Here is a 10,391-nt window from a genome sequence, read left to right as displayed (position 1 = left end):
AAACATCCGCATTACTCATATCAATACGAACATCGTTGCGACGGCGACCCGCTTCAGAAACATCTGCATTACTCATATCTATACGAACATCGTTTCTACGACGACCGATTTCTTCGGTGATAAAAGCTTCATTGTTTATATCTAGTGTTGGAGTTGCTGACATTGCAAAAGTAAGAATTAGTGAACTAAGCATGTTGTACCTTATTATTATTAAGTTAAATTCGATAACAATAAAGCGATTACCGTGCCAACATTTTAGGTGTTGTTTTACAGGGCTTGTAGCGTTGTTTTTTAACAAAATGTAGAGTGCCAGAAAACTGGCACTAAAATATTAGAGTGAATTTCTGCTAAATGAAGTTGATTTATTCGTAATTTGGAATGAAAGTAAATATTTTTGAAAGTCACCTTCAGGTAGCGGTTTACTATAAAGATACCCTTGTAATTGTTCACAGCGTAAGCCAGATAAAAAGCTCAGTTGTTGATTAGTTTCAACACCTTCTGCGACTACTTGCATACCTAAGTTGTGGGCGATAGTCACAATTGTTGCCACCATATTTCGTCCTTGCTCAGAGGTTTCAATATCGTCAACAAACGCTTTATCTATTTTTAGGGTATTTAATGGAAATTTCTTTAGGTATGCCAATGACGAATAACCGGTACCAAAATCATCTAACGATAAATGAATACCCATAGCGCGAATTTGCAGCATAGTATCAATCGCTTTTTGGGGAGAGTCCATCACAGTACCCTCAGTTATTTCTAGCTCTAAATATTTAGCAGGTAAGCGGCTTTCTTTAAGCGCGTCTGCAATCATTGCAACTAAGTTTGGCTGGGTAAATTGCACTGCGGAAAGGTTAACGGCAACACGACCGTCAAAAAGTCCCGCATCAACCCACTTCTTAGTGGCAATACAGGCTTTTCTTAAAACAACCTCGCCAATATCAATTATTTGCCCTGTTTCTTCAGATACGGGGATAAATACTACAGGGCTAATGATGCCTTTTTTAGGTGTTTCAAAGCGCACTAACGCTTCCATTCCCGCAATTTTTCCAGTGGTAATCTCAATTTTAGGTTGATAAAAAACTGAAAATAAATCTTCTTTTAACCCATGGCGAATTAAACTTTCAATTTGTAAGCGTTTTACCGCCGTTTTATTCATAGAATCACTAAAAAATTGATATTTATTTCCACCAATATTTTTAGCATGATACATCGCAGTATCAGCATTTTTTAGCAGTTCTTGTGGGCTTTTTCCATCTTCGGGATAGAGAACAATTCCAATACTACTATAAAGTACAATTTCTTGATTTTTAAGCCTTAATGGTAAAGCAATAGATTTTAATATTTCTTTACCAAGCGTAGTAATCGTGTGAATATCATTTGTATTTTCAATAATTAAACTAAACTCATCACCACCTAAACGATAAACGGTATCAAGGTTTCTACCTAAGCCTTTAATGCGCTCTGCAACTTTACAGAGTAGTACATCACCAACTTCATGGCCTAATGAGTCATTAACTTTTTTAAAGTTATCAAGGTCGAATACCAATAATGCATGTGGGACTTTACTGTTTACTAACTTTTGCTGGTTAGCCTGAAAATAAGCTCGATTGGGAAGACCAGTGAGAGTATCTGTGTTAGCAAGCTTTCTTAATTCGGATTCCGTTTGTTTACGTTTGGTTATATCAGAGAAAACGCCAACAAAGTGAGAAACATTTCCACTTTCATCACGAATTATATCAATGTTTAAATCGGTTAAGTAAAGATCGCCATTATCACGAGTATTTTCGATCTCACCGTGCCAACTGCCTTTAGTGATTAGGTGCTTCTTTACGTTTTGATTAAAGCTGTCAGAATATCGTTCAAATTTAAGCAGCGTACCGCGCATTTGTAATTTACTTTTACCGGTAATGCTTTGAAATGCCTTATTAACATCGACAACAGTAAATTGACGGTCATAAATAACAATAGCGTCAGAGATATTTTCAACACATTTTGCAAAAAGCTTTAAACGTTCATCAGCACGTTTTATTTGGCTAATATCTTTTAGTGTTCCTGTCATCCGGCTAGGGTTGTTTTTTTCATCTCGCTCAACAATCTTTCCGCGATCTAGCACCCATATCCATTTATTATCTTTATCTTTAACACGATATGTTGATTCAAAATGTTGGCTACTGTCTTCAAAGTGTTGATTTAAGGCTTCTCTAACTCGTGGGATATCATTCTGATGGATGTTAGTTTGATCAGCGCCAACATTGCGTTTACCATCTTGTGGAAACTCTAATATACCCCAGATATTTGAACGGAAGATTTTACCGCTTTTTATATTCCAATCCCACATTTCGTCACCACTCCCCCAAAGTGATAATTTAAGGCGCTCTTCACTGAGTTTGATTTGTAGGTGATATAGGCGTTTGTGACGCATTTGCTGTAAAATGTAAGCGAAAATTAAAAGAGCAATGAGGCTATACACCAAGATAGCAACTGTGGACAACCACCATGGGGGCATTATAGTGATATTTAAGCTTTTAATGGCACTTACTTGTTTATTTTGTATATCATACGCCTGAACTTGAAAAACATAATCGCCAGAACTTAAGTTAGTAAAAGTTGCCCTTTGGTTGTTTTTACCAGAATCTATCCACTTTTCCTCCAATCCAACTAACCGATAACGGTAATTTAACTGGTTAGGTAATTTGGCATTAGGAGTGATAAATTCAATACTGAATTGGGATTGGGTATGTCGTAGTGTTAGATTAGTTAAAAAATTTGGAGCTTCTTTCAAGTAAAACTCTTGATCCTTTAATGTCGATTGTGAATTTTTTGCTACCGCGACTTCTTTATTAGCTATAAATATATTTGAAATTGTTGGAACATTTGTCTGTTGGTTTATTTGATAGATCTCTTGAGGGATAAAACTATGAAATCCATTTATTCCTCCAAAGTAAATCGTATCACCAGAAGATAGCAATGAGCTGTCACTAATATATTCGTTGTCGCTTAAGAGCATATCTTTATTGTAAAAATTCACTATTTTCTTGTATGGATCAACAGAATTTATTCCTATATTTGTTGACAGCCACCCCATACCAGAAGAGTCAATCACGATATCAGCTATGAAATTATTGCTAAGGCCATTCTTTTCGTTAAAAAAATAAGTGGCACTGTCTATTTTGTTAATAATTGCGATACCATCGCGTTGTGAACCCAACCAAATCCATTCATTTGACATCGCAATAGTTGATATGTCTTCAAACTTACTCTTATTCGGAAGTAAATATAAGCGCTTCGAGAACTTAAACTTAGTAACATTAAAGTTAAGTACTTCACCCTTGCTCGTGGAAAGCCATATTGTGTGATCTTTGTCGAAGTTAAAAGAAGTAAATGTGTAGCCATTCTCTTGATCATAAGTTGCAAAATCATTGGTATGAATGTCAAACGATGCTAGTTGCATTTCGTCATTAATAAACCAAACTTTATTTTCTATTAAAAATAATTCACTGTATTCGGTATGAGATGTATTGGTATCCCAGTATTTATTTTCAGTTAAAGTTAAAGCCTTAGTGTCAAAATAATAAAGACTACCTGGGCTGTTTGGGCTTTCTGCTTCTGTTTGCAACCAGAGGTTATTTTTATCATCTATCATTAAATGAGAAATAGGAGATTGATTCGTTAGGGTTAATTGGACTATTTTATCGTCTGAGCTCAAGTAGCTAAGCTTTCCATCGTCTGTGGAGAACCATACTTTGTCATCTTTAGATTCTGCAAATGCATAAACAGCACTTGGGGTGTTATTATAACTAAACAATCCATGTTTGATTTTTAACTGTAAACTGTTAAAAGTATTGATACCGTTTCCGTCAGTTCCTATCCAAATATTATTAGCACTATCTTTAAATAACTTAAGTATATAATTGTTAGATAGAGCATTTTTATTCTGAACAGTTTGTAATGAATCTAAACTCCCAGATAGCAAATTTATTATATTCAGACCATTTAGCGTGCCTAGCCAGACCATAGAGTTATCTAATAAGGTGATAGTTCTAACGTTATTAGATAATAACCTTTCATCCAAATTTTCTGAATTTGCAGAGTAATGCTTGATAATCTTATAATCTTTGGAAACAACAAAAACCCCATTGTCAGTCGCTAACCAATATTGATTATCAATGACCATGAGATCATATAAACTCATGGCATCGAGTGAGAGGTTCCACTTGTTTTCACCTGAAAGTGGCACTAAGAAAGATAGTGTGTTGTTAGCTAGGTAGATGCCTTTGTCATAAGTACCAAGCCAGTAGTTACCTCGATTATCCTGAAATATAGTTTTAATTTCTTTTAAAGCGGAATCAAATCCTCTAATTCGTATTCTGGAAAAGTTATTATTTTCTGAATCGAATTTATGAAGACCTTCTTTTGTTGATACCCATATATCGTTACTTTTATCTTGATAGATATCCCATATCTCATTGTCTTTTAATGAATTGCTGTCACTAATTTGATGGTAAAAATTATCAAAATTATCTAAGGATTCGTTGTAACGACTTAAGCCTTTATTTGTGCCGACCCAAAGCACGTTTTGTTTATCTATAAATAGTTTACGAATAAAATTATCAGCAATTGATGAGCTATTGGTACTATCGTGGCGGTAGTATACGAAGTTTTTGCCGTCATAACGGTTTAAACCATCCTGGGTAGCAATCCATATAAAGCCATTATGGTCTTGTATTATGTCGTAAACATAACTTTGGGATAGCCCTTCGGCTATTGAAATTCGTTCAAATTTCAAGGGGTTTTGATTAATATTGTACTGTGAAGCTAGGACCTTGTTATGAGGCAGTAGCAAAATAGTCAGAGTCAAGAAAGTGACCACTGCAAAACATCGGGGAATTAATTTATTTCTTAAAAGAAGCAAAAGCACAAATACAACCTTTTGGTAGTGAAACCCATACCTAACTCATTTAACTTAGTTGGTATGCCATATATTTTTATTATTTTTGGATGCCACGCCCCATTAAAAATGATGTAGAGGGGGAAGTCAATCATTGCTGCGATAGTGACAATTATTAACGATATTTAAGCGCCATTAGCACACCTAAACTTTGTATCGGCTAGATTAGTATTTTCTTTGACATTTTTTTAATAAAGTTTCTTCGTCATTTTTAATGGCATAGTTTTTTGTCATTTCCTCTAATTGCTGACTATTTTCATAACTAAGTAATGATAAACAGTCTGTTTTTTCGGCTTGATTGAATATGGTCCTAATAAACTCAGCAACATCTTCTATTGATAAATTTTCAATAATTGAAATGAGTTTGCTCTTTTGATCGAATGACGGCTCTTTATTACAAATAGCAGCCCAGTATCTTTGACTTTTTATTCTTAAATTAGCGTCCTTTTCCTGTAACTGGCTGGCAAGCCCGTGTTGTAAATGTTGCCAATGCTCAGCAGGTAATTGATCAATAAAGTCACTAGAGCGAGCAATAAACTCATTCATTGCAATTGTTAATGTAACCGAATCGGTATGAGGTGATTGAATATAAAATGCTATTCCAGGATAGCGATTAATAGGAATAAAACCTACACCCACCAAATAGCCGTATTGCTTTTCTGTGCGCATTTCTTGGAAAAATATAGGTGAGAGTAGTTGGTTAGTTAACATGGTTAACGCTACTGTGCGTAAATCTTTATTTAGCATCGGATAATAAAGTACCGCAGCATGGTCATGCGCGGGTAATGCCATTGGCAATGTTAAAGTGCCTTTTCCATGAATATCATTACAAGAAATTTTGACTTGATTGTTGTCTGACAATTTATTGACGAACACTTTTTTGATATCGGTAATTATTGTATCCGCAGATTGCCTAGACCAATTACCATGAATGAGAAGATCAACAGCATTACTTTCAAAAATTTTAGGAATAAAACTTTTAAATTGATCAAATTCTATTTTTTCTAGTGCATTAATTAATGTTTTACTACTTGGGCTTGTAGGTTGCATTGAGGCACTGAGTTTAGCGAAAAGTTGCGATATAGACTTACTGTTTTCTGCATTTTTCCAATGACTAAGTAACTGTTGTTTAAATAATTCAAACTTATTTGGACAAAACTTCCCTTGCTTTAAACTTGCGAGTAACTTTGGCAATAGTTGTTCTTGTTTCGTACTAATACCCGACAATTGTAGCGTTAGTCCACTTTGATGGGAATATAAGTGATAGTGAATACCCGCTAACTCTGCGTCGTAATGCTCTTCTATAACTGCATCGCTGTATAAGTCAATAAAAAGACGAGTCATAGCGATTGAACTCGGGCTTTCTATTACTGCAGGTGAGTCTATCGATAAATAGATGTAACCTTTAGGAGTATTAAAACTTGTATCATGCTTAAACCAAGCATTTAGGCCATTTTGTTGATAAATTTTTTCAGGTGGTTTTTGTGGTGTGTTACTTAAATCTTCATTAGCAACTAGTTGGGGCCGAGCAACAATATAGGGGTTTTTTTTAGGTAAAGTTAATGCGTTTAAAGTTTCACTTTGTTGCCATTGCTCGATTTTTTTATGAGCAATATTTTTAACAGAATAGGGCACTTGATACCATTTACTTGTGTTGCTATGAGGCATGTCAGGGCTGTTTTTATCAATAGAAACAATGCGCATATTGCTAGCAACTAAATAGTCTAACAAGGTTGTTAGGGTTATTTGGTTTTGACCTTCCATAACATAGTCGCCAAAGATGTAATCGATTTCTGGGTAATGTTGCATGTTAATGACGAGTTGGCTAACAGAGTCAAGTGGCGACAACTTTTCTTGATAACAAAAAGATAACTCAGCTAATGCTTTCTTTTCTTTATAATATTGTTCATTAAGTGGGGCTTTTTTCAATAAGTTTATGTAGGCGAATACAATACTTATTATCTCATTTATATTTATAGCCCCCATCTCAGAAAGTGAAATGCTAATATTAAAGTCTTTAAAGTTAGAGCCATTTATACCAGAGCCAGCGGTTAAGCCTAAAGCCCATTGTTTACTTTTTAACAATGACAATATGCTGCCAGGGCCTTCATGGCCAATTAAATAAGCGAGAATAGATTCAGGTTTTTGTCGGTAATATTCATCGATACTTGGCATTGCAAAACTAATAATTAATTGTTGATCGTTTCTAACCGGTGTTACAGATATCCACTTTTGTTGATGCTCAGGGTAATAAAGGGGCTCAGTGATTTTAACTTTTTCAAGGCCATTAGATTTTATTTCCGAAAAATTAGCATTAGCTAATGCTTCTAAGTCATCCAGCGACTGAGGGCCTTCTAGTACCAACGTCATAAAATGTGCTTGATAGTTTTTGTTAAAAAATGCACTTAGCTCTGCTTGTAAATTGTATCCAGTTTTATCTGCTAAGGTTTCACTGCTACCAACAGAGAACTTTGCAAAAGGGTGTTCTTGATTGATGGTTTCTTTGTGAACATCGTAAAGGCGCCGAATGTCGTCTTTTAGCTTAAGCTTAAACTCGGCATCTATATTCTTACGTTCTTTGTTAACGAATTCTTTAGATAATAAAGGGCACGTAAAAAACTCACCAAAACGTGTTAATGCAGAATCAAAGTGTTGATGGCCTATATCAAAGAAGAAACAAGTATGCTCAGTTGCTGTCCAAGCATTGTTACTACCACCATGTTCATTAATAAATTTTTGGTATTCACTACCATCAGGAAAGTTCTTTGTACCAAGAAAGAGCATGTGTTCAAGAAAGTGAGCAAGACCTTGTCGATGCTTAGGATCATCGAAATGACCAACATTTACTGCTAAAGCTGCTGCAGACTTATGAGAGTCGTTATTATGAACTAATAAAACTCTTAAGCCGTTATTTAACGTAATTGACTTATATTGTTTAGTGTCATTCGGGCTTATTTTCACTTTCGCTCCCGCACAGGTTAACTACAGCAGGTCTTTGCTATAATTTATAATATTCTTTTTGGAATCTTCTAAATTACCTTAAGGAATAAGGTGAGTCCATTTTATTCTTAACTGATGTTATAAAAACATAAGCAATTCATTTACTATAGCGCCAATTCTGAAGATATATACCTAATGATTTTTAACACTGTGTGGTTAGTGTAATGAGAAAAAGGTGTTTTAGTCTCACAAACTGAAAAATGTTCGCTTTGTTCTGGTGAGCATATGTTGTGTTTAAGGTATTTATGCAAATTTTCGTTATGCGTCATGGGCAAGCTGAAATGCTTGCTGCAAATGATACGCAAAGACCGTTAACCCAAAGTGGTATTGAAGAAGCTCATGTTATGGGGCAATGGTTATTAAAAAATAGCCCTGCCTTTGACTGCATTTTTGTTAGTCCATATACCCGAGCACAGCAAACAGCTGACGCGGTAATAAATGCGTTAAATTATGTTGTTAAAAGAGAAACCTTAGCGATTATTACCCCTGAAGATAATGCTAAAGATGTGCATGGTTATTTAGATACTGTTTGTAGCCAAGGGCAATATAAAAGTATTTTACTGGTCTCGCATATGCCTTTAGTCAGTTATTTAGTTGCAGAATTAACTGTAGAACACACCATGCCTATGTTTCAAACGGCTTCAGTAGCACACATAGCGTATAATTTAGATAAAATGTCTGGTGAATTACTGGCTTTAGTTTCTCCTAATGACATTGAAGCAGCATTTTAATGTGATGAGTTTTTAATCGGCCTGGCAGTTTAAGTTACCAAGGGAAGCTACTAAGGGAAGCTACTAAGGTAAATCAGTCGCGTATAAATTTATCTTTTAATTCAACTAAAACCAATATGGCGCCATTTCCACCCCATTCTAATGGCGCTTGATGAAAAGCCATTACACTTGGGTGTTGTACTAACCAATGCGGAACTTTATTTTTTAAAATCCGCGCGCCTAAGCCATGTACAATACATACACACTGGGCATGCTCTTTATCACAAGCGGCAAGTAAAGCCGCAATTTCACGTTTTGACTGTTGTTGGTCTAAACCATGTAAATCTAGAATTAAATCAGGTGTGTACTGTCCGCGTCGTAAGTTTTTAGCTTCAAAACTATCAACGTCTTCTCGTACATATTTCAATGGCCCTTGAGTGTTTAAATCAGGTTCAAACTCATCTGAGAAATGAAACTCGGCGAGGGCCTTGCTATCTTTTTGTTTAGATAAGGTTGATTTGGACTTGATGGTTCTTTTTTCCGGGTGTACTCTGTCCTGCACCATAGGTTTAACCTTACCTACGGCATCTTTAAATAACTTTTTTTCATCCGCATTTAGCGCGTCTTTAAATTTCATGTGCGAAGTCTAAAAACATCGACGAACAATAACAAGTGAAAGTATAATAAAATATATGCAATATGATGAACAACCTGAGGAATGCGTGGAAATAATAAACTTTACAGAGGTAAGCGAACAATTGCATACCGTTAATGATTATGTGCGCTTTGGCGCGAGTCAGTTTAATCAAGCTGATTTATACTTTGGTCATGGTACAAACAACGCATGGCATGAAGCACTTACATTAGTTATGCATCAGCTTGCACTACCTCAAGAGCTTTCTAATGAATTAATGCAGTGCCGTTTAGTATCAACAGAGCGAGTTGCTATTTTACAATTATTTGAACGCCGCATTGTTGAAGGCCTCCCCGCAGCATATTTAACTAACCAAGCGATGTTTTGTGGTTTACCTTTTTATGTTGATGAACGTGTATTAGTACCTCGTTCACCAATAGGTGAACTAATTGAGCAAAGTTTTACGGGGTTAATAGAAGATTCTCCAGAGCGTATTTTAGACTTATGTACGGGCAGTGGCTGTATTGCCATTGCTTGTGCTGTTGCTTTTCCTGAGGCGGAAGTTGACGCCGTAGATCTTTCTATCGATGCGCTAAACGTGGCACAAATTAATATTGATGGCCATGGTTTATCTGCACAAGTTATTCCAATTCAGTCTGACGTTTTTTCTGGGGTACAAGGGCAAAGCTATGATTTAATAGTGACAAACCCGCCTTATGTGGATCAAGAAGATGTTGATTCATTGCCACAAGAGTACTTGCATGAACCCGTAATGGGTTTAGGTAGTGGTTTTGACGGCCTGGATATCGTTCGACAAATATTAGCGCAAGCGGCAGATCATCTTAACGATAATGGTGTGCTTATTTGCGAAGTGGGTAATTCACAAATTCACTTAACAGCGGCTTTTCCAACAGTGCCATTTCAGTGGTTAACGTTTGAGAGAGGCGGTCATGGTGTATTTAAATTAACTAAAGCGCAATTGATAAGTCATCAGCAAGATTTTAAACAATAAACAATGAGTACACACTAAGAGCTAAATTTTTTAGAGTACTTTGATACCAAGACTATTTTTATTATTGGTATATCATCACTTTTA

General features: G+C 35.7%; 6 protein-coding genes. 2 read left to right on the top strand and 4 right to left on the bottom strand.

Annotation, left to right across the window (positions count from 1 at the left end):
- The 3 genes from AC27H3_RS14230 to AC27H3_RS14220 all read right to left on the bottom strand — a co-directional run.
- Positions 1–193, bottom strand: a 193-nt coding sequence (locus AC27H3_RS14230) for a hypothetical protein (RefSeq protein ID WP_487107183.1), incomplete at its 3' end; no start/stop codon positions are given.
- Positions 194–331: 138 nt separating this feature from the next.
- On the bottom strand, positions 332–4,789 hold the full coding sequence (locus AC27H3_RS14225) for an EAL domain-containing protein (RefSeq protein WP_487107181.1): 4,458 nt from the start codon (positions 4,787–4,789) through the stop codon (positions 332–334).
- A gap of 327 nt (positions 4,790–5,116) precedes the next feature.
- Positions 5,117–7,912: an insulinase family protein gene (locus AC27H3_RS14220; protein WP_487107179.1), complete on the bottom strand. Its 2,796-nt coding sequence runs from the start codon at positions 7,910–7,912 to the stop codon at positions 5,117–5,119.
- A 284-nt stretch (positions 7,913–8,196) separates the two neighbouring features.
- On the opposite strand from AC27H3_RS14220, the gene sixA reads away from it, so the two are divergent.
- Entirely contained in the window at positions 8,197–8,682 is a 486-nt protein-coding gene (gene sixA / locus AC27H3_RS14215; protein WP_487107178.1) for a phosphohistidine phosphatase SixA, read from the top strand.
- Between the two features lie 73 nt (positions 8,683–8,755).
- On the opposite strand, the gene smrB is transcribed toward sixA, so the two are convergent.
- The gene (gene smrB / locus AC27H3_RS14210) at positions 8,756–9,298 is read right to left on the bottom strand and encodes an endonuclease SmrB (RefSeq protein ID WP_487107176.1); all 543 of its coding nucleotides are present in this window, start codon (positions 9,296–9,298) and stop codon (positions 8,756–8,758) included.
- Between the two features lie 85 nt (positions 9,299–9,383).
- Here smrB and prmB point away from each other — a divergent pair, with 85 nt between their 5' ends.
- Positions 9,384–10,307, top strand: a complete 924-nt coding sequence (gene prmB / locus AC27H3_RS14205; protein WP_487107175.1) for a 50S ribosomal protein L3 N(5)-glutamine methyltransferase — start codon at positions 9,384–9,386, stop codon at positions 10,305–10,307.
- Positions 10,308–10,391: the final 84 nt, after the last annotated feature.

It is taken from the genome of Colwellia sp. NW0002-52-1, from assembly GCF_057550865.1.
The sequence above is the reverse complement of the archived record's forward strand: the minus strand, read 5'-3'. Positions and strand labels throughout refer to the sequence as shown.

What these genes read in the sequence shown, in the direction of transcription:
- sixA (WP_487107178.1), top strand. Translation starts at nt 8,197, where the DNA reads ATGCAAATTTTCGTTATGCGTCATGGGCAAGCTGAAATGCTTGCTGCA.
- smrB (WP_487107176.1), bottom strand. Translation starts at nt 9,298, where the DNA reads ATGAAATTTAAAGACGCGCTAAATGCGGATGAAAAAAAGTTATTTAAA.